The 23,826-nt window shown below is 69.2% G+C and carries 17 protein-coding genes and 1 pseudogene; 5 read left to right on the top strand and 13 right to left on the bottom strand.

The annotated features are described in order from the left end of the window. Positions 1-60: 60 nt before the first annotated feature. The 8 genes and pseudogenes from murF to C1Y63_RS07775 all read right to left on the bottom strand — a co-directional run bounded on the left by murF (position 61) and on the right by C1Y63_RS07775 (position 10,686). Positions 61-1,575, bottom strand: a complete 1,515-nt coding sequence (gene murF / locus C1Y63_RS07810) for a UDP-N-acetylmuramoyl-tripeptide--D-alanyl-D-alanine ligase (RefSeq protein WP_106015899.1) — start codon at positions 1,573-1,575, stop codon at positions 61-63. Positions 1,576-1,795: 220 nt separating this feature from the next. Beyond that, a complete protein-coding gene (locus C1Y63_RS07805) occupies positions 1,796-3,355 on the bottom strand; it encodes a UDP-N-acetylmuramoyl-L-alanyl-D-glutamate--2,6-diaminopimelate ligase (protein ID WP_106015898.1) in 1,560 nt (519 codons plus the stop codon). A gap of 264 nt (positions 3,356-3,619) precedes the next feature. Beyond that, entirely contained in the window at positions 3,620-5,440 is a 1,821-nt protein-coding gene (locus tag C1Y63_RS07800) for a penicillin-binding protein 2 (protein WP_106015927.1), read from the bottom strand. Between the two features lie 243 nt (positions 5,441-5,683). Continuing rightward, complete coding sequence (locus tag C1Y63_RS07795; RefSeq protein ID WP_106015897.1) at positions 5,684-6,496, bottom strand: hypothetical protein; 813 nt, start codon at positions 6,494-6,496, stop codon at positions 5,684-5,686. A gap of 107 nt (positions 6,497-6,603) precedes the next feature. Then, positions 6,604-7,611 (bottom strand): annotated as a pseudogene (rsmH, locus tag C1Y63_RS07790) (16S rRNA (cytosine(1402)-N(4))-methyltransferase RsmH); the annotation flags it as partial. Positions 7,612-8,159: 548 nt separating this feature from the next. Continuing rightward, positions 8,160-8,591 carry a division/cell wall cluster transcriptional repressor MraZ gene (gene mraZ / locus C1Y63_RS07785; protein WP_106015896.1) on the bottom strand — a complete coding sequence of 144 codons (432 nt, stop codon included), beginning with the start codon at positions 8,589-8,591 and terminating at the stop codon, positions 8,160-8,162. 828 nt (positions 8,592-9,419) lie between these two features. Further along, positions 9,420-9,818, bottom strand: coding sequence for a DUF3040 domain-containing protein (locus tag C1Y63_RS07780; RefSeq protein WP_106015895.1), 399 nt, complete (start codon positions 9,816-9,818; stop codon positions 9,420-9,422). 364 nt (positions 9,819-10,182) lie between these two features. Beyond that, complete coding sequence (locus C1Y63_RS07775) at positions 10,183-10,686, bottom strand: SAV_6107 family HEPN domain-containing protein (RefSeq protein ID WP_158256116.1); 504 nt, start codon at positions 10,684-10,686, stop codon at positions 10,183-10,185. A gap of 476 nt (positions 10,687-11,162) precedes the next feature. Between C1Y63_RS07775 and C1Y63_RS07770 the strand changes: the two genes are divergently transcribed. Beyond that, positions 11,163-11,747, top strand: a complete 585-nt coding sequence (locus C1Y63_RS07770) for a GNAT family N-acetyltransferase (RefSeq protein WP_106015894.1) — start codon at positions 11,163-11,165, stop codon at positions 11,745-11,747. 17 nt (positions 11,748-11,764) lie between these two features. Here C1Y63_RS07770 and metF read toward each other — a convergent pair whose 3' ends face one another. After that, positions 11,765-12,796 carry a methylenetetrahydrofolate reductase [NAD(P)H] gene (gene metF, locus C1Y63_RS07765; RefSeq protein WP_106015893.1) on the bottom strand — a complete coding sequence of 344 codons (1,032 nt, stop codon included), beginning with the start codon at positions 12,794-12,796 and terminating at the stop codon, positions 11,765-11,767. A 267-nt stretch (positions 12,797-13,063) separates the two neighbouring features. Between metF and C1Y63_RS07760 the strand changes: the two genes are divergently transcribed. Together C1Y63_RS07760 and C1Y63_RS07755 are read left to right on the top strand one after the other, a co-directional pair. Next, complete coding sequence (locus C1Y63_RS07760) at positions 13,064-14,155, top strand: polyprenyl synthetase family protein (RefSeq protein WP_106015892.1); 1,092 nt, start codon at positions 13,064-13,066, stop codon at positions 14,153-14,155. Positions 14,156-14,179: 24 nt separating this feature from the next. Beyond that, entirely contained in the window at positions 14,180-15,802 is a 1,623-nt protein-coding gene (locus tag C1Y63_RS07755) for an alpha-(1->6)-mannopyranosyltransferase A (RefSeq protein ID WP_106015891.1), read from the top strand. A 106-nt stretch (positions 15,803-15,908) separates the two neighbouring features. Here the strand turns inward: C1Y63_RS07755 and C1Y63_RS07750 are convergent, their stop codons facing one another. Next, positions 15,909-16,256, bottom strand: a complete 348-nt coding sequence (locus C1Y63_RS07750; protein WP_369831035.1) for an Rv2175c family DNA-binding protein — start codon at positions 16,254-16,256, stop codon at positions 15,909-15,911. 269 nt (positions 16,257-16,525) lie between these two features. Here C1Y63_RS07750 and C1Y63_RS07745 point away from each other — a divergent pair, with 269 nt between their 5' ends. Further along, on the top strand, positions 16,526-18,928 hold the full coding sequence (locus C1Y63_RS07745; RefSeq protein ID WP_106015890.1) for a PASTA domain-containing protein: 2,403 nt from the start codon (positions 16,526-16,528) through the stop codon (positions 18,926-18,928). Positions 18,929-18,979: 51 nt separating this feature from the next. Next, positions 18,980-20,260: a glycosyltransferase 87 family protein gene (locus C1Y63_RS07740; RefSeq protein ID WP_146128896.1), complete on the top strand. Its 1,281-nt coding sequence runs from the start codon at positions 18,980-18,982 to the stop codon at positions 20,258-20,260. 119 nt (positions 20,261-20,379) lie between these two features. Here the strand turns inward: C1Y63_RS07740 and C1Y63_RS07735 are convergent, their stop codons facing one another. The 3 genes from C1Y63_RS07735 to C1Y63_RS07725 form a co-directional block, all read right to left on the bottom strand. Further along, positions 20,380-21,783 carry a class II 3-deoxy-7-phosphoheptulonate synthase gene (locus C1Y63_RS07735; RefSeq protein ID WP_106015888.1) on the bottom strand — a complete coding sequence of 468 codons (1,404 nt, stop codon included), beginning with the start codon at positions 21,781-21,783 and terminating at the stop codon, positions 20,380-20,382. A 273-nt stretch (positions 21,784-22,056) separates the two neighbouring features. After that, positions 22,057-22,572: a polyadenylate-specific 3'-exoribonuclease AS gene (locus C1Y63_RS07730; RefSeq protein ID WP_106015887.1), complete on the bottom strand. Its 516-nt coding sequence runs from the start codon at positions 22,570-22,572 to the stop codon at positions 22,057-22,059. A 35-nt stretch (positions 22,573-22,607) separates the two neighbouring features. Then, positions 22,608-23,765, bottom strand: coding sequence for an acyltransferase family protein (locus C1Y63_RS07725; RefSeq protein WP_106015886.1), 1,158 nt, complete (start codon positions 23,763-23,765; stop codon positions 22,608-22,610). Positions 23,766-23,826 lie beyond the last annotated feature (61 nt).

Genomic DNA, 23,826 nt, shown 5'->3' with positions numbered 1-23,826 from the left:
AGAGTTACTAAGCGCGCAGGTCGCTTCACGCTGCGCGCTGCCGGCGGCAGCAGCGCCGGGCTAGCCGGTGGCGAGAAGCCCCTGGGCGACCCGCCACAGGCTTTCCGCATAGGACGCCTTGACGAGGACGACAGGCGGGTGGGCGGCGTCGTGGTCGAGGAAGGCGGTGAGCTGATTGTCGACGAGGTTGACGGCGGCGTCAGCGCTGTCCGCGCTCACGGTCGCGATCCCGAGCTCCGCGGCCCGTGCCGCGAGCGCACCGATGTGCACCCCGGTGCCGACGGCGACCAGGGAGCGCACCCCCAGCGCGGCGAGTTCCTCGGCCAGGGCTTGGTGTTCCTCGGTGGCGGCGTCGCCCAACTCCCCCATCTGCCCCAGCACCGCAATGGTGGGGGCTCCGCCGCGGGCGTCCGCCATGCGGGCCAGGGCGCGCAGGCCCGCCCGCATGGAATCCGGGTTGGCGTTGTAGGAGTCGTTGATGACGGTGACCCCGTCGGCGCGGTGTTGGACGTCCATGCGGTGCGCCGAGGACGCCTCGTGGGAGCCCAGTGCCTTGACCACGAGGTCGAAGGGCAGCCCCGCTTCGAGGGCGGCCGCTGCGGCCGCCAGGGCGTTGGCGACCTGGTGTTCGCCGGCCACTTTCAGCGTCACGGGCGCCACCCCGGCCGGGGTGTGGAGGGTGAAGCTGGCGCGGGCGAACTCGTCGGTGCGCAGCTCGGTTGCGAAGTAGTCGATCCCGCGCTCGGCCGCAGTGTCCGCATCGACTGCCGTGGAGAACAGCACCACCTTCGCGGTGGTGCGGCCGGCCATGCCGGCCACGTACTCATCGTCGGCGTTGAGCACCGCCACACCGCCGTCGGCGGCAGACGGCAGCGCCTCAACGAGTTCGCCCTTGGCCTGCGCGATGACCTCCCGGCCACCGAACTCCCCCAGGTGCGCGGTGCCGACGTTGAGCACCACCCCAATCCGGGGCGGCGCGATCCGCGCCAGGTGGGCCACGTGCCCCACCCCGCGGGCCGACAATTCCGCCACCAGGTAGCGGGTGTCTTCCTCGCAGGTGAGCACCGTGTAGGGGTGCCCAATTTCGTTGTTGAAGCTGCCAGGGGGAGCCACCGTCGGGCCCGCGGCCCGGAACAGGCTCGCCATCATGTCTTTCGTCGAGGTCTTCCCCGCGGACCCCGTCACCCCAATGATGGTCATGCCGCGCGCCGTGAGTGTGGTTGCCACGTGGCGCGCCAGGGCACTCATCGCCGCCAGCACGCTGGCGGTCGCGCCCGTGGGGTCGTTGTCGAAGGCCTCGGCGTTGCTGTCGGGCTGCTCCACGGGCGCGGCGATGATCGCCGGCGCGTCCACCGGGCGGGCCGCGAGTGCCGCCACCGCCCCGTCGGCGATGGCCTGCGCGGCAAAGTCGTGGCCGTCGACCCGCAGGCCCGGCAGCGCGACGAACAGCCCACCGGGGGTGAGTTTGCGGGAGTCGAACTCGACCGACCCGGTGACCTCCACGCTGGGGTCGTCCACCAGGTCGAGGGTGCCGCCGGTGAGGGTGGCGATGTCTTCAAGGCTCAAAGGGATCACAGCAGGCCGCCTAAAACAACAGGGGTAAGAAACAAGCTCAAGGGAAGAAGAGAAGCGAGAAAAAGAAAGAGGACAAACATCAACGGCAGAAAACAACCACGCCGGTACAGACCTTGCGGCCCTCGCGGCGCTGCACGAAGAAACGAACACAACGTGCGGCCACCACGGGTGTCGAAGCACCTCGGTGCTTCACCGGGGTGCCCCCGGGTGCGCGCTCCCGCTAGCGGGTGTCGGCCGCGTGGGCGTGGAGTGCCCGGCGTAGTTCTTCCCGATCGTCGAAGGGGTGGGTGACGCCGGCGACGAGTTGGCCGGTCTCGTGCCCCTTGCCGGCGACGACGATGGCGTCGCCGGGCTGGGCCCACTGCACGAGCGCATCAATCGCCCGGGAGCGGTTGGGCTCCTCGCGGATCTCAACGGCGCGCCCACCGGCGGCGCGGGCGCCCTCGAGGACGGCGGCGCGGATGGCGGCCGGGTCCTCATCGCGGGGGTTGTCATCGGTGACGACGACCAGGTCGGCGCCCCGGGCGGCTTCGGCACCCATGAGCGGGCGTTTGGCAGTGTCGCGGTTGCCGCCCGCACCAATGACGATGCCGACGCGGCCGGTGACCTGCTCAGAAAGGGTGCGCAGGATGGCGGCGACGGCGGCCGGCTTGTGGGCGTAGTCGACGACGGCGAGGAAGGGCTGGCCGACGTCGACGCGCTCCATGCGGCCGGGAACAGCCACCCGCGACAGGGCGTGGGCGGACTGCTCCAGGTCCTCGCCGACCTCGACGAGGCAGGCCAGTGCCAGCGCCGCGTTGGCGACGTTGAAACGGCCCGGCAGGGGCAGCTCCACCTCGGCCGCAGCGCCGGTGGCGTGGTCGATGAAGGAAAAACCATGGCCGCCGCCGGGGCGAGAAGTCACCGCGCCGACCGCGAAGCGCGGTCCCGCAGCCTCACCGGGGGCGACGTCAGCCGCAGCGTCGCCCAGGGCCACGGTGTCCGCGCGCTCGCCGAGACGCTCAGCAAGACGGCCTGCCCACTCGTCGGCGAGGACCACCACAGCCTTCGTGTCGGCCACTGCCGGGTCGCCGTCGACGAGCGGGGTGAACCACTGGGCCTTGGCCTCGAAGTACTCCTCCATGGAGTGGTGGAAATCGAGGTGGTCCTGGCTCAAGTTCGCAAAGCCCTGCACCGCGAAACGGGTGCCGGCGACCCGCCCGAGGCTGATCGCGTGGGAGGAGACTTCCATGACGACGTGGGTGACGCCCTTGTCCACCATGGTGGCGAACAGCTGCTGCAGGGTGGGCGCCTCAGGGGTGGTCAGCTGCGTCGGAATCGGTTCCCCATTGATGCGGGTGCCAGTCGTGCCAATAAGGCCGACGGAACGGCCGACAGCCAACAGTGCCGCCTCCACGAGGTAAGAGGTCGTCGTTTTACCGGAGGTACCCGTCATGCCGATGATGGTGAGCTTGTCACTCGGGTGCCCATAGATCGCGGAGGCGACCGCGCCTAAGACCGCGCGCACGTCAGCGACCACCACGACCGGCCGGTCGAAGCCCGCGTTGCTCAGGATCTCCGCACCAGCGGCGTCGGTGAGCACCGCGCCGGCGGCACTGTCGACAGCGAACGACGCCCCGTGGGCCCGGGTGCCGGGCACGGCGGCGAACATGTCGCCCGGCCCACACGCCTGGGCATTGATACTGATGCCGCTGACAGGTTGCTCACCGGCCCCGGCGCCGAGGAGGGTTCCTCCGGCGAGGTCGGCGAGTTGGGCCACGGACTTCTTCGCGGTCGACACGGTGTGGTAGCCACTCCTTGATCACATGTGGGGGTTGGTTTCTCGCCTGCGCTGCAGGGGTCTGCGCGGAGGCGTTGTCGTGGTACTTAAGGCTACCCGCCGGGGCCAGCACCGGCGAAGTGCGCAGCCGTACGCGTGTCCCTCCACCCACCTGCCCCGACCGCACCCCTCCCCCAGGCACGCCGCAGGCCCCGGGTCACCCCCCGCAGCAAACGACGGGTGGGGTGACACGGGGCCTGGGATGCGTGACGCGAGGGGCTGTGGCTACTGTGCCTGCAGGATGAGCTTGCCGCTCGGCGGCGGCGACAGCGGCACATTGTCGCGATCGAGCAGCCAGGAGGCAATGTCGTGGAACAGTGGGGCCGCCGTCTGGCCGCCCTCGCCGTGGACGCCGCGCTCCGGGTCGTCGAGCATGAGCGCGATGACGTAGCGGGGATCGTCCGCGGGTGCGATCCCGGCGAAGGTGATCCAGTAGTCCGAGTTCGAATAGCACTTACAGTTCGGGTCGATCTGCTGGGCGGTGCCCGTCTTCCCGGCGATCTGGTAGCCCTCCACGGCGGCACCGGGGCCGGTGCCCTGCTGCACACCGGTGGGGTCCTTTTGGGTCACGGCCTGGAACATGCTCCGCAGGGTGGACGCCGTCTCCGGGGAAATCACCTTGTGCTTCGGGGCCGGCTCCGGGATGGTTTCCGTCCCATCCGGGGAGATCACCTTCTTAATGATGCGGGGCTCCACGCGCACGCCATCGTTGGCGACAGTCTGGTACATCGAGGCCATCTGCACGAGGTTGAGGGAGAAACCCTGGCCGATGGGCAGGTTGGCGAAGGTGCCGCCGGACCACTGGTCGCGGGGCGGCAGGAAGCCGGAGTTCTCGCCGGGCAATTCCAGCCCGGTGGGCTGGCCAACGCCGAAGTCGCGCAGGATGTCCGCGAATCGGTCCTCGCCGACGCGCTGCGCCAGCATGAGGGTGCCGACGTTGGAGGACTTCCCGAACACGCCGGTGGTGGTGTACGGCACCACCCCGTGTTCCCAGGCGTCGCTCACCGTCGCCGACCCTAGGGTGATCTGGCCCGGCACCTGCAGCACCTCATCCGGGGTGGTGAGCTTGTCCTCAATTGCGGCGGCGGCGGTGACGATCTTCGCCACCGATCCCGGTTCGAAAGCGGCGTAGAGGGACTCGTTGGTGAAGGACTTGCCCTCCTCCAGCTGCTTGGCCACATCCCCGTTGGGGTTGACCGTGCCGGAGTTCGCCATCGCCAGCACCGTGCCGTCGCGGGCGTCAAGGACGACAGCGGACGCCGACTTCGCACCGGAGTTCGCGGTGGCCTGCTCCAATTGCTGCTGCACGTAGGTCTGCAGGTCAATGTCGATGGTCAGCTCGAGGGAGGAGCCGTTGGTCACCGGCAGGATTTCCTCCAGGGAGCCGGGAATGACCTGGCCGCGGACGGAGACTTCCTGCTTGCGTTTGCCGGCGTTGCCGGCGAGCTTGGCGTCGGCGGAGGCCTCGAGGCCGAACTGGCCGGCGCCGCTCATCTCGGTGCGGCCGATGATGTTCTCACCGATCGCGCCGTTGGGGTACTGGCGAATGTCCTGGCGGTCGGCGGCCACCTCGGGCACGTCGCGGGCCACCAGGGTCGCGATATCGGGGTCGACGTTGCGAATAAGGACCTCGTAGTCGCTGTCCTCGTTGAGGGTGCGAATAATGTCCTCAGTCTTGACCTTTTCCGCCATCTCCGCCCCACCGTAGGTGGCGACCGCGTCGTGGATGTCCTGCGCGAGGGCAGCGAGCTGCTTGTCCACAGTGTTCTTCGGGTTCCACCGGGCCGGCTCTTCCGCGTCGAGACGCACCCGGTTGGGGCTAATCGTCAACGATTTCGCCGGCAGCGTGAACGCAAGGTTCGCGCCGTTGCGGTCGAGGATGGAGCCGCGGCGCGGCGGGTCGACGTAGATGCGGGTGCGCTGCACCTCGGCTTTCTCGGAGAGTTCCGCACCCCGGGCGACCTGCAGCCAGCTCAGCCGCAGCACAATGCCGACGAGCAGCAGCATGACGACAAGCTGCAGCACCCGCGAACGGGAGGAAAACATCGCCGTATCCGTGCGGTGCGCTTCCAGCGCGGGATCCCGGCGGAGGGTGTTGCGGAACATCTCCCCCAGGCCGCCGCCCGCAGGAGTGCTGCGCCCGGCGGGGCGCGGCCTGCCAGACCGGTCGGTGTGCGTAGACGCGCTGGTCGTTCGGTCCTGGGCACGGCGGAAGCCGCTCCGGTGGGTGTCACCGGAACGGCCCCTGTTGTGTGCGTCGTCGCGTGGCGTGCGAGTGCTCACCGTCGTCTAGTCCCTTCGCGTCGCCTCGTAGGGTGCGGCCGCGGGCAGCGGCGCCAGGTTGGCCGCCACGCCCGGCACGGCCTGCGGGGCCTGGACGACCTGGCCGGCCACAGCCGCGACGTCCGCCGGATTGGTGGTGGGCTGCAGGGGGCGAATCTGTTCGCCGTTGACGTCGACCAGCGGGCGGGTCTTCGACGGGTCGGCCTCTCGCAGCTGGGCGACAGTGCCGTCCGGCTGGACGGCCAACACACCCGGCTGGTCCGGCACGACCATGCCCATCTCCATCGCGCGGCGCGCGATCTCCGCCGCCGAGTCCGCGTTGCGGACGTTGCGGTTGAGGGTGTCAATCTGATTGTCGAGCAGTTCCTCGTTGGCTTTGAGCTGCGCCAGCTCGAAGGACTGGCGGGTAGCTTCCCCGGAGAACAGCATCGTCACCGCCACCCCGCCGACCAGCAGCAGGGAGATGAGCAGGGTGAAGCGGATGAACGCCGGATCGGACTTCGGCATCGGCACCCGGCGGCCACGCCGCTGCGGCTGCACCACAGGGCCCCGGGGGGCTGCCTCCGGGCGGGGGCGCACCGGGATGGTCGGCGTGCTGCGGCGCTGCGGCGGTGCGGCCACCACGTCGAGGGCGTCGCCACGCTGGGGGCGCGGGAGGGTGCGCACGCTCCCACCACCGGCGGGCACGGTGAGCCCGAGATTCGCCAGGCGCTCCGCCTGACTGCGGCCGGTGGTGCGGCTGCCGGCGTCACTGCCCATGTGGACGCGGCGCACACGCCCGCCGGGGTTGTCCTCGGGGAACTGCAGAGCCATGGTCATCGGTTCGCGTCCTTCGCGTCGTCGTGGTCGGTCGTGGGGGGTGTGGTGGGGTCGAGCTCCGCGCGCCAGGCGGCCAGCGTGTCCGCCGCGGGCGGGGCCTGGTCGGTGGCGATGCGTTCGGCGGCGCGCACCCGCACCGGCGCGGAGCGGGGATTCTGCTCCTGCTCGGCCGGGGTGGCTTTCTCCGCGCCGCGGGTCACCAGCCGGTAGTCCGGGGCGGTGCCCGGCAGGTCCATCGGCAGCCCCGGGGGCGTCGTCGACGTCACCAACTGCTTGAAGGCCTTCTTCACGATGGTGTCCTCCAGCGACTGGTAGCTCATGAACACCATCCGGCCGCCGACGGCCAGGATCTGCGCCATCGTGGGGATGAGCTGGGTGAGCGAATCCAGTTCGCTGTTGACCTCCACGCGCAGCGCCTGGAAGGTCCGTTTCGCGGGGTGGCCGCCGGTGCGGCGGGTCGCCGCCGGGATGGTGGCGTACAGCAACTCCACCAGGCGGGCGGAGGTCTCAAAGGGGGCCTTTTGTCGTTCCTTGAGCACGGCGGCGGCAATCTTGCCGGCGAAACGCTCGTCGCCGTAGTCCTTGAGCACCCGCGCCAAATCACCATGGCTGTAGGTGTTGAGAATGTCGGCGGCCGTGGTCTCCAGGGTGGGGTCCATGCGCATGTCCAGCGGCGCATCCACCCGGTAGGCGAAACCGCGCTCCTCCTGGTCCAGCTGCATCGAGGACACGCCGAGGTCGAACAGGGCGCCGGCGACGCCGCCCGCGCGGGCAGCCTCAAAGGCCGGCCCCTCGCCGCGGGCCAGGGCCTCGCCCACCCCATCGAAGCGGGTGTGCACGCCCACGAAACGCTCACCGAAGCGCGCCAGACGCTCACGCGCCTGCGCCAGGGCGTAGGGGTCGCGGTCCAGCCCGATGACGGACGCTTCGGGGAAGACGGTGAGGAAGTGTTCGGTGTGGCCGCCCGCCCCCAGCGTGCCGTCGATGATGACGGCGTCGCGGCCCAGGGCCTCCACCCCGGGGGCCAGTAGATCCGTCACCCGATCCCGCATCACCGGCACATGCCCGTGATTGGCCACCAAATCGGCCTGCACCTGCTCGTGATCAACAGCCATCGCGCCGGAAGCACCCCCCTTTTCGTCTTGGGTCTGCGTTGCCAAGGGAACAACGCCCACACGGGGCGAACCACCAGAGGCGAGACGAGGGGCACACACCCCACACGCGCCGGTGGTGAAAAACAGTGCGAGCACCCCACCGAAGGGGGTCATCTCGCCGAAGGACACACCCGCACGCCCACCAGGGACGAGGCACCCCGTGGATGGTGGGATGGATGCGGGAGGAGGAAGAAAAAGGCCGACCACGACACCCACCAGCCGTCGGGAAGAGTCGACGACTGTGCACAGCGGACGCCGCGGGCGGAAGACAGTGAAAACACCACGCCACGCCCCCTGCCCTTTTCGTTGACGGCGCGGCCGCCTGGAGGAGATGTGGCAAAAGGGTGCCCACAGAGCCCTGCTTGGACGTAGCGTCCCTCTGATGTTGGGGAAGTGCACCAGAGAGCGGACGCTTAACAACCAAGCAGAGTTCATGCATGCACCCTGCTCACCCGTTGTGGATATGCAGTTCGTTGGCGGGGCCACGCGAGCCCCAGCGAAAACAACCTCTAGATGAGGTCCATGAAGACCGCTTCCTGACCCGCGGAGAACGAGGCTTCGTTCTCCTTCTGGTAGGCGGCCCAGGCTTCGGCGTCCCAGATTTCCAGGAAGTCGACGGAGCCAATGACCACACAGTCTTTTGTCAGCCCCGCATAGTTGCGGTGCTCTGCAGACAGCTTGATGCGGCCGTTGCCGTCGGGACGCTGCTCGTCGGCACTCGCCGCCAAGGTGCGGATAAACGCACGTGCCTCCGGGTTGGAGCGGGAGGTCTCCGCCACTTTGCGCAAGCGCTTCTCGAAAGCTTCTCGAGGGTGCACTGCCAAAGAACGGTCCTGCCCCTTGACGATGGCCAAGCCACCGGCGAGCTCGTCGCGGAACTTTGCGGGCAAGGTCAGTCGACCTTTGTCGTCCAGTTTCGGGGTGTAGGTGCCGAGGAACATACGACACCGCCCTTCCCTGGTGTTTGCCTTGTTCGCGTGCTCCGCATCAACCGCTCGCGCGATGCGCCCCCTTGGTTCGTTGGTGGCGCACTCCCCGGAAGGAGGGAGGGTGTCACAACAGTGAAGGGGAATTCTCGCGTGGTGTGTCGCGGGGTCCGCGAACCACCATGCCGGTTCTGCACGCCCCACAATACCCCACTTTCCCCCACCCAGGGAAGAGCAAAGGCCCACTCCGCCCCACCCGGACGCAAAACGCACAGGTCACAGCCGTGAAAAATTGTGGGGCGGCCACCCAGGCACAGCACAGACCCATCACCCCACCAGCATCAATAGCCACATGAGCCACAGCTGCAACACAAGGTGAAAGAAGAGTCCCCCGCACTCCCCCACCCCACAACCCACCACGCCCCACACCCGAGTAGACCTGCGCAAATACAGCACACACGCCAACGGCCACACGCCACGCCAGCTCTACTCCCGGAGGCAATGAACGCCTCCGCGTGGATCAGGGTGGGTGAAAGTGGGGGATCGGGGGATTGTGCCCAGTTTTTCTTCCCCCACCTGGCGTTCACCCCAGCCCAGTGGGGCCGCCACCCCGAGACCCCACAGATCTCACCCACGCACACCCCCACAGCCCCCTCGCGGGGGCGACCGGCCCCGACAGAGACTCACCCGCAACATCGCCCCGCGCGGGCATCACACAAAAACCTCCCCGCCGGATCCACCTATCGGATCCCACGGGGAGGTGACGCCTCCTTCGACAAGAGGAGAAGGCGAAGAACGCACAGAGCCCGGGCGATGCACGCCCGGGCTCACAGTGACAGGGAGTTAGTTATCGAAGCGCTTGCGGAAGTTGTCTTCCATGCGACGACCCAGTCCACCATTCGCGCGACCACGCCCCGGTCGCGGTGCCGGGTTGGCGGCCGGACGGCCAGCCATCGCACTGAGCGACTGGGCGGGAGCCTCCTTGGCCGTCCCACGCAGCGCCCAAATGCCAGTGCCGAACATGACGATGAAGCCGAGGACGGACAGCAGCATGAAGTACTTCGAGGTCGGCAGCAGGGCCATGCCGCCGATGAGGAACACCAGGCCGAGAAGCACCAGGGCAACGACCTTGGCGCCGACGCCCGCAGGGCGTCGAATGGTGCCAGCAAACACCGGATCATCGGCGTAGAGCTGAGCTTCAATCTCGCGGAGAACCTTCTGCTCCTGCTCAGAGAGTGCCACTGTTCCTCCTGGTGGGGTGGTGCGGAGTGAGTCGGATGACGACAAGCAACGGCCCGCACATGACGTGGGCGGGCGGCAGCTGCTGGGCCCGCAGCGGTGGCGGGCGGTCAGTCAATATAACGCCAACCCTACCGCGAAAGTTCCCCTCATGGGCCGTCGCCAGGATCAACGGCCCTTCACCCCACCGCCGATGCCCGTTCCGGCGCTTCCACCGGCCTCGACAGTGCCCGCCCACACCTGCGGAGAGGAACCCCAGGCGACAGGCCCTCCGACGCCAACCCTGCACCGGCGCTCACGGCCGCAGAGTCACGGGCCCTGCTCCCGGCAGTCACCCGGGAGCAGGACGCGCCCACACCTGTACGGCTCAGGCTGCGGCGGCACCTTCGCCGACGACGGTCGCCTCGAAGAACTCGCGCACGGCGGCGAGAAGTTCTTCGACGACGGCGGGATCGACGTCGCGCTCGATGCCGGAGTTCACCCGGGAGCGGGTACGGGAGTAGGCGCCGAGGCGGCGGGCCCACTCGGCGGAGTCCTGCCCGACGAGCGCGAGCTGTTCCCAGGCCCCGGAGGGCAGCCGCTTACGGCGCGCGATGACCGGGGAGGTCGCGGTGCGCGCACCTGCGGTGCGCAGGCCCGCCTGGTAGGCGTACTCGAGCGCGAAGACCAGGTCGCCCGCGGCGAGGGCGTCTTCCGCCTGACCGAGCAGCACCTGGGCGCTGGAGATGAAGGAGTCCCAGTTGCGGAAGCGGGTGCTGCCACCGGTGCGGGGGTGCAGGCGGGTGAGGGTGGCGGAGTGAATGGCCCCCTCCCCTGCCTGGGCGGCAGGCTGCGACGGGACGGGCGTGGGGTGCAGGGTCGAGGTGGTCATGGTCATCTCCTCCTTACGTGGGGTCTTCGGTGGCGGTGGACGCCTCTTGCGGTGAGTATCGATGCGACTCCCCGGCGGGCGCGGTGATGCTCACTGTAGGCAGCACCCCGGGAACCGGGAAGAAAAAATCTCGAACGGACTTTCTATCTCTACTTCCTTTGTAGCACCACACGCGCCAGTTCGCTAGGGGTTGGGCCAAGATTTTTCTTCGAACACCTCTGCCCTGGAATGTGCGGCGACTCTGTGTCGAGTGCAACAGCGTCACCCACCCGCAGATTCCCACCCCTGAGACACGCCGGGCAGCACCCCACATCACCGCAGCTAGCGAGCACTTTTCGCCCGAGGCATTCCCGCGGCACCTCGCGTGTGCGCGCCGCGCGGCACCAGTGCTGCGAGCACGGCACGGACACCCGGACCCCTACTCTCCCCTCCCCCGGAGCACTTGCGCTGGGGCGCGGGGATGACACGATAGACGCGTGAGTTATTCCGTTGCCCGCCTCAGCCCCACCGAGTTTTCTCTGCTCGCACCCCACCTGGTGGGCATTTACCTGCGTGCGATGGACTACCCCCGGGAGATGTTTGCCGGGCGGGTGACCGCGTGGCGGCGGGCGATCATGGAGCCCGGCTTCGCCGCCGTGGTGGCGCTGACCGAGACGGAGGACGGGCAGCGCCCGGTGGGCGTGGCCTACGGTTCGCTGGGCACCCACCTGGATTGGTGGTACGCCAACGTCCGCTACGGACTGTTGGCGGCGGGCACCCCGACGGATGTCTTGCGAAATTACTTTGAGCTCACGGAAGTCCACGTCGACCCGACGCACCAGGGCGCGGGCTTGGGCCGCCTGCTGGTGGAGGAGCTCGCGATCGCCGCCGCGGAGGCGGGCGCGCAGCGGATGTTGTTAAGCACCCCGGAGGTCGCCCAAGAGGCGAACAACGCCTTTGGCCTCTACCGGCGCTTAGGCTTCGGTGACATCCTCCGCGATATCACCTTCCCCGGCGATGCCCGCCTGTTCGCCATCCTCGGGGCACCGCTACCGCTGCCCGGCGCGCGGCGGACCGCCTAAGCCCGCGCGGGGGGCGCTTAGCGAAGGACGTCGTGGCCCTGGGAGGCGTCCCAGGCGGGGGCCATGCCGAGGTTGTGGAGGACTTCCTGGGTGGCGCGGGCGAAGTTGAGCGTCATGAAGTGCAGGTCCGGAACCCCTTCGCTGATGAGGCGTTCGGCCATGTGGGTGGAGTATTCGATGCCGATTTTTCGGATGTCGTCCCGGTGGGCTTCCTCGTCGCCGGCGGCGGCGCGCACGAGCGCGTCTTCCAGCGCGGGCGGCAGGTAGGCGCCGGAGAGTTCCACCTGCCGGCGCACGCTGCGCAGGGAGGTGATCGGCATGAGCCCGGGGATGATGGGTTTTTCGCCCTGTTCGGGGTCGGCGGCGGCGATGCGGTCGCGCAGCCGGAGGTAGTAGTCGACGTCGAAGAACATCTGGGTGATGGAGTAGTTCGCGCCGGCGCGCAGCTTGGCGACGGTGTACTTCGTATCCTCGTCGAGGCTGGCGGCCCGGTAGTGCCCTTCGGGGAAGGAGGCTATGCCGATGTCGAAGTGGGCGCATTCCTCCATGCTGCGCACCATGTCGATGAGTTCGCTGGCGTAGCGCAGTCCGCCGGGCACGGGCGTCCAGTCGCCGAGGGGATCCCCGGGCGGGTCGCCGCGCAGCGCGAGCAAATTGGACAGCCCGGCCCGGGCGTAGCCGCGCAGGATCTCTTTGAGGTCGGCGGTCGTGTGTTCCACGAGGGTGAGGTGCACCAGGGTGGTCAGTGGCCGCTTGGCGAGCTGTTCGGCAACGCGTTGGGTGCGGGCGCGGGTGGAGCCGCCGGCCCCGTACGTCACGGAGACGAAGCTGGCGCCGAGGTCGTGGAAGGTCGACGCCGCGCGGGTGAGCCGTTGTTCGGCCGCATCGTCGCGGGGCGGCATGAATTCCACAGAAAACGGCACCCGGCCCGCCGGGGTGCGGCGGAGCGTGTCAGTGATGCTGAGCTGAAAGTTCTCCACGGGCGCGGCCGGGGCCGGGTTCGCGGCGGGATCGTGGGAGTGCTCTGGGGTGGGGTGCGCGGTCGCCATGCTTGGACATGGTAGAAGCCAGCCCGCATGTTTGTACAGCAAACGCGCGCACAAAGTGGACAGCTTTGTTCACACCCCGTTCCGTGCCGTGGAACGCAGTGCCCGCACGCTGGCACAACGCACCCCACACCCCACCCCCGCACCGGCTACGCGCGCCTTGACACCCGGCGCGCCCACTCCCCCTGTCCGGGGGTAAGAAGCATCCGCAGGCGTGCCTGGGACGCTGGGGAGGAAGCCGCGTGCGCGGGCGTGCGAGAATAAGACACTATGAGCACCGCCTACGATCTCACGCCTCCTGACATCGCCGCCACCGTCACCGCCCGCCTGGGGGCGTTCCTCGACGAGCAGTGCGCCATCGTCGACGACATCGACCCGTCGATTTCCTACGCGGGGCAGCTGCTCAAGGAGTTCTGCCTCAGCGGCGGCAAGCGCATCCGCCCGGTGTACGCCTGGGCGGGCTTCGTCGGCGCCGGTGGCCTGGACGCGGATATCGACCCGGAGGCGGTCCTCACGGCAGTGTCCTCCCTGGAGCTCATCCAGGCGTGCGCGCTCATCCACGACGACATCATTGATGCCTCCGATACCCGCCGCGGGCGCCCCACCGTGCACCGCGCCGTGGAGGCCCGGCACCGCAGCCTTGGGCACTCCGGCGCGGCGGAGCCTTTCGGGGCGGCCGTCGCCATCCTGCTGGGCGACCTGGCGTTGGCGTGGGCGGATGACATGCTCATGACCTCAGGCCTGGATGCTGCCGCCCTGCAGCGGGCGCGGCTGCCGTGGCAGCGGATGCGCACCGAGGTCATCGGCGGGCAGATTCTCGACATCTCCGCCCACGCCGCGGGCTCCGAGTCGGTGGAGGACGCGTGGAAGATTAACCGGCTGAAGACCGCCGCCTACACCATCGAACGCCCCCTGCACTTGGGCGCGGCGATCGCCGACGCCCCGCAGGGCATCGTCGACGCCTACCGCAGCTATGGGCAGAAGGTGGGGGTGGCGTTCCAGCTGCGCGACGACGTGCTGGGCGTGTACGGCGACCCGGCGGTCACCGGCAAGCCCGCCGGCGATGATCTGCGGGAGGGCAAGCGCACCGTCCTCTACGCCACGGCGCTTCACGCCGCGCAGGAGCGCGCCCCGGAGCAGGCGGCCGCCCTGCGGGCCGGTATCGGGCAGGTCACCTCCGAGGAGGACATCGCCCGCCTGGCCGAGCTCATCTCCTCCTTGGGCGCGGTCGACGCCGTCGAGCAGCAGATCCAGCAGCTCACCGCCGAAGGGCTCGCCGCCGTCGACGCCGTCGAACTGCACCACAGTGTCGGCGATCTCTTGCACGACCTCGCGGTGCGGGCCACGGCCCGCCGCGCCTAACACACGCAGGTGCGTGCTGCTGCCATGACTGCCCCTGCTTCCCACTCCCCGACCACGCCCACATCTCCCACCTCCCTGCGCCAGGATGGCCCTGTGGTGTGGCTGCTGCGCGCCCTGCGCCGCCACCCTCTCGCCGACACCGCCCGCCTGCTGGGCACGGCAGGCACCGCACTGATCGCAGCCGGTTCTTTCGGCGCGGGTGCTGTGCGCTACTCCGGTGGGATGCTCCGCCACCTGGGCCTGGGCAATCTCACCTTTGGGCACGCCGCCGTGCTGCTCAACGCCTGCTTCTGGACGGGGCTGACAGCACTGGTGGTGGCCTGGGTGTGCCTCGGGCGGGCGGCCGTGTTCACCGCCTCCGGGGAACAGCAGCGCCCCTTCGCGCCCGCGGCGGCGGTCGTGCGCCGCTGCCTCGTGTGGTGGACGGTCCCCCTGGTCTTCGCCGCCCCGGTGCTCTCCCGGGACGTGTACTCCTACCTCATGCAGGGCGCGCTCACCCGCGACGGCTTCGACGCCTACACCCAGGGCGCGATCGTCGACCCGGGCGTGTACTTGGCGGAGGTCTCCCACGACTGGCGCACCACCACCACGCCCTACGGGCCGCTGCACCTGTGGATCGGGCAGGTCATCACCAGCATCACCGGCGACAACGTCACCCTCGGGGTGGTGTGCTACAAGGCCCTGTCGGTGCTGGGCTTCGTGCTCATCGCGCTGACCACCAGCCGCATCGCGACCCGGCTGGGTGGGAACCCGGCGCTCGCACTGTGGCTGGGTGTCGCCAACCCCGTCACCCTCACCCACCTCATTGGTGGCATGCACAACGAGGCGCTCATGGTGGGCCTGTCCGGGGTCGCGGTCGCACTCGCGGTGCGGGGCCGGATGCTCAGCGCGACGGCCGTGCTCGCGGCCGCGATCGCGGTGAAAGCCACCGCCATCCTCATCCTGCCGTTTGTGGCGTGGATGGCCGCCGGCCAGCTGCTCGGCTGGTGGGGGCGCCGCCGCAGCCGCACCGTGGTGGGCTCCCCCACCACGCCCCCGGACCCCACCTTCACCAGCCGTCTCCTGGCGGCCGTGCTCTGCGGCGCGGGCCTCGGCGCTTGGCTGGTGGCGGTGCTCGCCGTGCTTACCGCCGCGGTGGGGTCCACCTGGGGCTGGGTGAGCGAAATCAGCGGCAACGGCAAAGTCATCAACCCCCTGGCCTTCCCCTCCTTCCTCGCCGGGCTCATCGTCAGCGTCGGTCGGCAGTTCTCCGAGGACTTCTCCTACAACGACACCCTGGCCGTCACCCGCGCGGTCGCCACCGTCGCCATGCTCGCCGGGCTCGTCGCCAGCTGGCTGTGGTTCCACCGCAGCCGCCGCCAGGCCATCGGCGGCATGGTCGCCGCCTTCTGCGTGGCGTGTGTGTTCAACGCGGTGACCCTGCCCTGGTACTACATCAGCCCCCTGGCACTCGTCGGCACCATCCGCCCGCCGCGCTGGGTGACAAGCGTCGTCATCGTCGGCAGCATCACCGTCGGCATGTCCTTTACCGCCTCCGGCAACCACAAGCTCTACGACACGATCTGGATTTGGCCGCTGCTGCTCATCGCCTGGGCGACGGCCCGCTGGCTTGTGGGTCGTCCCCTGTGGGCGCGGCAGGACCGCTAGCCGACACGCACAAAACACCCCGGTGGGGGTGCAGGGAGTCCAAGCAACGCTTACACGTCTCTGCACCCCACCGGGGTGTCGTCGTCAGGTGGGCGGGTGCGGGGTGTTAGATCGCCATGCCCTGGGCGCGGCGCATGACCTCGCGGGCGAGGTGCCCATGCAGGGCATCAATGGGGCGCCCGGGGAGGGAATCGTCCTCGGTGAAGAGGAACTCGATGATCTCCTCGTCGCTGTAGGAGCCGTCGGCGAGGAGCTTCGTCACGCCCGGGACGAACTTGTTGATGTGCCCCTCGGCGGTGAAGTACTTCTCCGGCAACACGGCCACACCCTCACGGTCGAGGGCGATGATCTCGTGCTGCTTGAGCAGGTTCTGCACCTTGGTGACGACCACGCCCATCTTCTCGGCGGCGTCCGGCACCGTGAGCACCGGCTCATCCGCGCCCAGCAGTGCCACGCTGGGGCGGGGTGCCGGCGCGGGCGCCTGCTCCTCGGTGGTGCTGCCACGCAGGTCGCGCCCCTCACCACGGGGCACGAAGGTCAGCTGCGGGCGGCGGCGGGGGCCGCGCGGGGAGGGTTTACGGGAGTTTTTCTTTCCAGCCACGCCTGACAGCGTAGCCGGAAACCGCCTGCCGCCGCGATTACGCCCACCCGCTTGAGCCCGCTGGTGCGCTGTCGCGGTGTGGTGGGTGGCCAGCCGCTGCAGGCCATGCCACACTAGTGCCCATGGCGCACCTCAAACCCGGCGATGTTCTCGACAGCCGCTACCGCATCGATTACCCGATCGCACGCGGCGGCATGTCGACTGTGTACCGCTGCATTGACTTGCGGTTGGGGCGGGCAGTGGCGGCGAAGGTGCTGGACGACGCCTACGCCCACGACCAATTGTTCCGCACCCGCTTCCGCCGGGAGGCGCGCAGCATGGCGCAGCTGTCCCACCCCTGCCTCGTCAACGTCTACGACACCTCCTCGACGGGGCCGGACGTGTTCCTCGTCATGGAGCTCATCACCGGCGGCACCCTCCGCGAACTCCTCGCGGAGCGCGGCCCCATGCCGCCCCACGCGGCCACCGCGGTACTCCGGCAGGCGCTCACCGGCTTATCGGTGGCGCACCGGGCCGGCATGATCCACCGCGATATCAAGCCGGACAATGTGCTCATCAACAGCGACCACCAGGTCAAACTCGCCGATTTCGGGTTGGTGCGCGGCATCAACCGGGCGGATGCGCCCGAGGACACCATCATGGGCACCGCGGCGTATCTCGCACCGGAGCAAGTCCGCGGGGAAAAACTCACCCAGGCGGCCGACGTGTACGCCGCCGGTGTCGTCCTCTTCGAACTCCTCACCGGGGTGACCCCTTTTACCGGCGCAGACCCGAAGGAGGTGGCCTACGCCCGCCTCCGGCAGGACGTGCCGGCCCCGTCGACGATGATCGAGGGGGTGCCGCCCGCCTTCGACGAGTTGGTGCGCACCGCGACGGCCGCCGACCCGGCGGACCGCTACCCTACTGCGGACGAGTTCCTCGCCGCCCTCGACGCCGCGGCAGATCAGTTGGGGCTGCCGGCGTTCGTCGTGCCCGTGCCCCGCAATGCGGCCGCGCACCGCGCGTCCGCGGTGCCGACGGAGCAGACCGACCTCATCACCGGGGTCATTGCCGGCCCCGGGGCCAGCGCGGCCGCCCCCACGGAAGTACTCACGACCGCACTGCCGACTCCCCCCAGCCGCCCGCCGCGCCGCGGTGGGGACGCGGCCGACGAGGAGGCCACGACAGTGCTGCCCAGCGGCGGCCAGACCGCCGCCCTGGAGACCTCAGTGCTGCCGCAGGTCGACGACGCGGGCAGCGGCGACGCCGAGCCGATGCTGCCGGGCATGGCGGGCGCGACCGCAGCCCTGCCGACCCCGCAGGCCACCGCCCAGTACCCGCAGGCCACCGACTATCCCCCCGCCCCACACCCGGGCGTGCAGTATGCGGGCGTACAGCAGCCGCTGTTCCCCGGCGGCGAGGTCGCCACCGGGGATGAGGAGGAACTCGAGGAACTCGTCGACGCGCCCGTGGTGCGCAACCGCTCCGGGTGGAAAACCGCCCTATGGGCGGCCGTCGTCGTCGCCATGCTTGCCGCCATCGCGCTCGGCGGGTGGTGGTTCGGCTCCGGCCGCTACGGCGACATCCCCGTCGTCATCGGCATGCCGCCGGAACAGGCGCGCAGCACCGTGACCGGCGCCGGCTTCACCCTCGCCGAAGAACACACCTACAGCGACGAGGTGCCCGCCGGCCAGGTCATCGGCAGCACCCCGAAGGCGGGTGAGCGCCTCCCAAAAGGCCGAACGGTGACGCTGGAGTTGTCCCTCGGGCAGCCAGTCGTCCCTGAGATTCCCGCCTCCCGCACCTTGGAGGATTTCGACCGCGACGCCAGCGGGCGCACCTTGAACGTGCTCACCGGCACCGAGGAGTACAGCGACACCGTGCCCCACGGGCAGGTGGTGTCCGCGGAACCTGCCGCGGGCACCCAGGTGGGCGTCGGCTCGACGGTGACGGTGCACCTGTCGAAGGGGCCCGCCCCGGTTGCGGTCCCGCAGGTCCATGATCTGTCGGTGGAGAAAGCCACCGAGCTGTTGGAGAAAAACGGGCTGCGCGTCGGCTCCCGCATCGAGGAGTTCGATGAGCACACCCGCGGCGGCATGGTGGCCGGCACCCGCCCGGAGGCCGGGCACGAGCTGCTGCGCGGCTCCACGGTGGACCTCGTGGTCTCCACCGCACTGGAAGTCCCTCAGCTTGCGGGGATGAGCGAAAAGGAGGCGCGGGCCGCCCTGGCGGAGGCAGGGCTCACCGTCGGCCAGATCGTCACCGAGGACCAGCCCGCCAAGGCCAATACGGTCCTCCGCAGCTACCCGGAGGCCGGCCAGCTCGTCAACCCCGCCTACACGGAGGTCGACCTGGTGCTGCCGGCGAAGGTCACCGTCCCGAAGGTCACCGGCAAGAAGGTCGAGGAGGCCACAAAGATCCTCAAGGCCGCGGGCTTCCAGGTGGACACCACCGCCTCCCGCGGCGCCCGGGTGGTGAGCACCCACCCGAAGGCCGGCAGCGCCCAGAAACCTGGGGCGCGCGTGAGCCTGAAAACCCTCGGCTAAGCGGCCCGCCGCGCCCGCCGGCGCGACCTGCCACGGGCTACACTCCTAGCCGTGCCCACGACCACACCGCAGTCCCCGCCGCCCGCCCCGCAGGACCCCACCGCAGCTGGCGCGCGGCACGGCGTGCCCGCACACCTCGCAGCCGCGTTTTCCCGCCCTGTGTGGCCGCTGGCCCTCGGGGTGGCGTTCATGGCGGGCTTCTTCCTCCTCTCCCCCCACGGTGGGCTGCACCTGGCGGTGCGCCAAGTCATCGACACGGGCGTGTACTGGGGTGGGGCGCGGGAGTTCGTCACGGGCGGGGATCTCTACGGCACCTCCATCGCGACCGTCGGCACGACACTGCCGTTTACCTACCCCCCGTTTGCGGCGTTGTGCTTCGCCCCGCTGCTGCTGTTGAGCCAGTTCTTCGCCGGGGTGGCGTTCACGGTGGCGAACCTGGGGTGGCTGTGGCTCATCGCCCGGATGCTGACCCCCACCGCATCGACGGCCACGACGGCGTGGCTGTGGTGCGCGGCCCTCCTGGCGGACCCGGTGCTCAACACCTTCGGCTACGGGCAAATCAACCTCGTGCTCATGGCTTTGGTGCTCGCGGATGTCACCCGGGGCGTGGGCCTGCCCGGCTGGCTGGCGGGCGCGGTGTCTCGGCTGCCGCGGGGCGTGCTCATCGGGGTGGCGGCCGCCATCAAACTCACCCCTGCGATCTTTGTGCTGTTTTTCCTCCTGCGCCGCGATACCCGCGGGATCCTCGGCATGCTGGCCGGCGGGGCGGGCGCCACGCTGCTGGCGGCGGTGCTGCGACCGGCGACGTCGTGGGAGTATTTCCGCCACATCTTGACCGACCCGAACCGGATTGGGGATGCGGGCTACGCGCTCAACGTCTCCGCCCGCGCCCTCGTCGTCCGCCCCCAGCTGGGCGGATCGGCGGAGTTCGCCGCCTGGGCAGCACTGGTCGGTGCGACCGGGGTGCTGTGTCTCCTCGCCGGCTGGCGGGTGCGCGAGGACGCGCTGGCGTGCGTGACGGCCGTGGCGCTGCTGGGGCTCGTGGCGAGCCCCGTGTCCTGGGCGCACCACTGGGTGTGGCTGCTCGCCGTGGCGGTGACCTGCGCCCGCCGTGCCCCCTGGTTGAGCCTGTGGGTGGCTGTCGCCACCATCGTGGCCCCCATCCATGCGAAGCTGCCCCGCGGCGAGGGCGTCGAGTACACCTGGGGGCTGCTCGCACAGTTGGGTGCCGCCCAGTACTTAGCGATTGCGGTGGCGACCTGGCTGGTGTTCCTCACCCGCCCCACAGTCCGGGCGCCTCTCGCGAGCGCCCCCACAGGCGACGTGCCCTAAGGGCCCTTCCTCGGGGCGGGCGTACCCTTCACGGCTGGACATGCCACAGGCACCCACGCAGTCTGCGTGGGTGCCTGTGGTGTGTGCCCCCTTGTCCACCTGGTGGGGGCGGGTGCGCGTTACTTGCCCTTGCGGGTGTTGCGCAGCATCTCTGCGACGAGGAACGCCAACTCCAGCGACTGCTGGGTGTTCAGACGGGGGTCGCAGGCGGACTCGTAGCGGCCCGGCAGGTCAACATCGGTGATGTCTTCGGCGCCGCCCAAGCACTCGGTGACGTTTTCACCGGTGAGCTCGATGTGGATGCCGCCCGGGTGGGAGCCCAGCGCGCGGTGCACCTCGAAGAAGCCCTGCACTTCGTCAATGACCTTGTCGAAGTGGCGGGTCTTGTAGCCGTTCGAGCTCGTCGTGGTGTTGCCGTGCATGGGGTCGCACTGCCACACCACCTTGTGGCCGGAGGCCTCCACGGCCTGCACGATGCCGGGCAGGACGCTGCGCACCTTGTCGTGGCCCATGCGGGCGACGATGGTGAGGCGGCCGGGCTCGAAGTTCGGGTCGAGACGATCGGCGTAGGCGACGGCTTCCTCCGGGGTGCAGGTGGGGCCAATCTTGATGCCGACAGGGTTGCCGATGAGCGCGGCGAAGTTGACGTGGAAGTCCTCCATGCCGCGGGTGCGCTCACCGACCCACACCTGGTGGGCGGACAGGTCGTAGAGCTCCACGTCGCCAAACTCGTTCTCCCCCAGGCGCAGCATGGCGCGCTCGTAGTCGACGAGAAGGGCTTCGTGGGAGCAGAAAATGTCCGCGGTGCGCAGGTTCTGATCGGCGACACCACAGGCCGCCATGAAGTCGAGGCCGGCTTCGATCTCGCTGGCCAGTGCCTCGTAGCGAGCACCCGCCGGGGAGTTCGCGACGAACTCGCGGTTCCACTCGTTCAGGCGGTGCAGGTCCGCAGTCCCCGAGTGGGTCAGTGCGCGCACCAGGTTCATCGCCGCCGAGGCGTTCGCGTAGGCGCGGATCATGCGGCCCGGGTCGTGGCGGCGGCCTTCCGGGGTGGCTTCCACACCGTTGACGATGTCGCCGCGGTAGTTCGGCAGGCCGTTCTCATCCAGGTCGGAGGACCGCGGCTTGGCGTACTGGCCGGCGATGCGGGCCATCTTCACCACCGGGGTGGAGGCACCGTAGGTCAGCACCACAGCCATCTGCAGCAGGGTGCGGATGTTGGCGCGGATGTGCGGCTCGGTATTCGACTCGAAGGTCTCCGCGCAGTCACCGCCCTGCAGGAGGAAGGCGCGGCCCAGGGCCACGTCCGCCAACTGCTTCTTCAGGTTCAAAATTTCGGGGGCGACGACGATCGGCGGCACCGACTCGAGAATCTTGCGGACCACATTGGCCTGCTTCTGATCCCAGGTCGGCTGCTGCTTGGCGTCGCGGCCCACCACATCGTTAAAACGTTCCTGGATTGCGCCGGGCAACGGCGGCAGATCGGGAAGTTCTTCTACAGGTAAATCAACGGTCCAACTCACGGCACTAGTTGTACCACGAGGGTGGCCTCACCCACGATTCCCGCGGGCAGCGACCCCCACCCCCACCCCACGCCACGACGTCCCACGTGCCGGGAACCGCGAGGTCACAGACCTCACCCGCACACATTACTGCAGGATGCACACCGGGATGCCGCCATGACCCGCGCGGGCCGAGTTTTGCACTGTTCAGCACCCCCATGAGCCCACTTAGGTGACGCGTCCAGCATTTCCGCTGGTGACGGAGGTGTCTCACCCTGCGGACGCGCTGAAAGTTTAGCTCTTCTTCGCGCCAATGACGCTGTGGTGGTTCATCCCCAACGCGCGGGAGATGATGTCGAACTTCGCCTTGTTGTGGCGGGCATCCACCAACGCATCATGGTGGCCCTCCGGGACCTCCGGCAGGGCGGGCTTGCCCGCCATGTGCCACAGATGCTTGAGCTCCGCGGTATACCGCGGCATATCCCGCGGCAGGGCCTGCATATCGCCCCACAGCTGCGCCAACACCACGTGATCGTAGGCCCCCACCCACGCCCACAACTCCACATAGCCCTTCTTCTTAAGGAAGGCATACACCTCGTCGCGGATCGTGGCCCGATCCTTCCACACCGGGCTCGCCGGACTCGGCAGCTTGTTGAGCACATTGGCCCGCACCCAGCTGTTGGCCTTGGAGCGATCGAACTCGGTCGACACGGCGTAATACTCGCGCCCATCCTCAGCGACGATGCCGATGGAGACAAGCTCAATCGTCGACCCGTCCTCGATGAACTCCGTGTCGTAGAAGTAGCGCATGACACCACACTCTACTTCCCCACCGCACCCGGCTCCTACCCGCGGCCCGTCGCCGCCGGGGTGGTGTCACGCAGCGTGGCTGATGTGGCGCGCGCCTGCCGGCGCACCAGCTGCGGCGGAGTGAGCAGCCACTGCACATAGGGGGTGCGGCTTGCAGCCCACGCCACCGCACAGCCGACGGCGCAGAACAGAAACTGCAGGAGGAACCACCCATTGAGGTGCGCGGCGAAGTCCACGCCCCGCAGCGTGAACAGGTGCAGGAACACAAACATCCCCAGCGGGTGCCCGATGTAGAGCACCAGCGTGTTGCGCCCCAACAGCTGCACCGCCTGGGATACCCCCGGCACGCGGCTGAGCACCACCGCCAGCGCCACCGCCACCGGGATGAGTGCCAGCCGATAGACCAACTCCACACCGATGACGAGATCGTTGCGGTCAAAGACGAACTGCCAGCCCGCCGCCGAGAACACCCTGGGCTCCGCGAACGCTCCTTCGGCGAGCTCCGCGCGGAACACCCGGTAGCGCAACTCAATGAGCACCCCGGCGACCAGCAGCCCGCCGCCCACCACCGGGTTGGCGGCGGCGCGCGCCACCTGGGCCACCAGCTGCCGGGCGCGGGCACCAATCATGAAGATCGGCACGTAGACCATGATGCGGAACTGCCAGTCCGGCACCATCTGCTGCTGCGCGAGCAATAGCAGCGGCGCAAAGGTCACCGCGAACGCCGCCACGGTGCCCAAGCGCCGGGTGGCCCACAGCCACAGGTTGCACACGATGAGCATCTGGAAAAACCAGTAGATCGTCACCCCCTGGGTGAGCCGGTCGCCATAGGCCTCCCAGGTCAAGGGATCCGCCCCGTGGGCGATGGTGCTCGCCGCGGCCGACTGCACGATATCCACGCTCGCCCACACCACATACGGCACGAGGAAAAACCACAACCGGCGGGCCGCCAAGGAGCTCAACGACTGGCGCAGCACCTTGGCGCTGAAGTAGCCGGAGATGAGGAAAAACAGCGGCAGCCGCAGCGGGGTCAGCACGTCGTTGAGCGGCTGGATGAACGTCTCCGTCCCGCCCGGGATCGACGTCGACGCGTGCAGCAGCACCACCCCCAGGATCGACAGGCCGCGGCCGACGTCCGGCCAGGCGAGGCGGGCGCGCGGCGCGGCGGGGGCCGACGCAGGGGTGACAGTCATGGCAGATTCCCAATCATCGCCCGCACCCCACCTACTGCGGCGCGAGGCACGCCCGGCGGGG

The organism is Corynebacterium sp. 13CS0277, from assembly GCF_002994655.1.
In the GTDB taxonomy this organism is placed as follows: Bacteria; Actinomycetota; Actinomycetes; order Mycobacteriales; family Mycobacteriaceae; genus Corynebacterium.
This window is presented reverse-complemented; position numbering and strand designations above follow the sequence as displayed.

Coding starts and splice junctions, on each gene's coding strand:
- C1Y63_RS07800 (WP_106015927.1), bottom strand. CDS start 5,440: ATGTTTTCCTCCCGTTCGCGGGTGCTGCAGCTTGTCGTCATGCTGCTG.
- C1Y63_RS07795 (WP_106015897.1), bottom strand. CDS start 6,496: ATGACCATGGCTCTGCAGTTCCCCGAGGACAACCCCGGCGGGCGTGTG.
- mraZ (WP_106015896.1), bottom strand. CDS start 8,591: ATGTTCCTCGGCACCTACACCCCGAAACTGGACGACAAAGGTCGACTG.
- C1Y63_RS07775 (WP_158256116.1), bottom strand. CDS start 10,686: ATGACCACCTCGACCCTGCACCCCACGCCCGTCCCGTCGCAGCCTGCC.
- metF (WP_106015893.1), bottom strand. CDS start 12,796: ATGGCGACCGCGCACCCCACCCCAGAGCACTCCCACGATCCCGCCGCG.
- C1Y63_RS07760 (WP_106015892.1), top strand. CDS start 13,064: ATGAGCACCGCCTACGATCTCACGCCTCCTGACATCGCCGCCACCGTC.
- C1Y63_RS07755 (WP_106015891.1), top strand. CDS start 14,180: ATGACTGCCCCTGCTTCCCACTCCCCGACCACGCCCACATCTCCCACC.
- C1Y63_RS07745 (WP_106015890.1), top strand. CDS start 16,526: ATGGCGCACCTCAAACCCGGCGATGTTCTCGACAGCCGCTACCGCATC.
- C1Y63_RS07730 (WP_106015887.1), bottom strand. CDS start 22,572: ATGCGCTACTTCTACGACACGGAGTTCATCGAGGACGGGTCGACGATT.
- C1Y63_RS07725 (WP_106015886.1), bottom strand. CDS start 23,765: ATGACTGTCACCCCTGCGTCGGCCCCCGCCGCGCCGCGCGCCCGCCTC.